The sequence below is a fragment of the Psychrobacter sp. 16-MNA-CIBAN-0192 genome (assembly GCF_040309565.1).
GTDB lineage: Bacteria > Pseudomonadota > Gammaproteobacteria > Pseudomonadales > Moraxellaceae > Psychrobacter.
In genome coordinates this window covers 1-249 of sequence record NZ_JBEOOX010000557.1, presented here as the reverse complement: position 1 = coordinate 249, position 249 = coordinate 1, and the positions used below count along the sequence as shown (strand labels likewise).

The 249-nt window shown below is 43.4% G+C and carries 1 protein-coding gene; it reads left to right on the top strand.

The features are described 5' to 3' along the window. Nucleotides 1–23: 23 nt before the first annotated feature. Nucleotides 24–249: alpha/beta family hydrolase (locus AAEY78_RS14360; protein ID WP_352340112.1), on the top strand; the 226-nt coding region annotated here is incomplete at its 3' end.

Here is a 249-nt window from a genome sequence, read left to right as displayed (position 1 = left end):
AGTTAATCGCTCAAGGCTATCAAGTGTACCGATTTAATTTCTTGTATATGCAAGCCAATATGCAAGATGGTAAACGTCGTCCGCCTGACCGTGCGCCTAAATTACTTGCGCACTATGAACAGGTGCTGCTTGATATTCAACAAAAAATGGCTCTTGGTCTTATCAATTGTCAGCGGATAATCTTAATGGGTAAGTCAATGGGCGGTCGCATGTCGGCGATATTGACCAGCTCTGACCATCAATTACAAC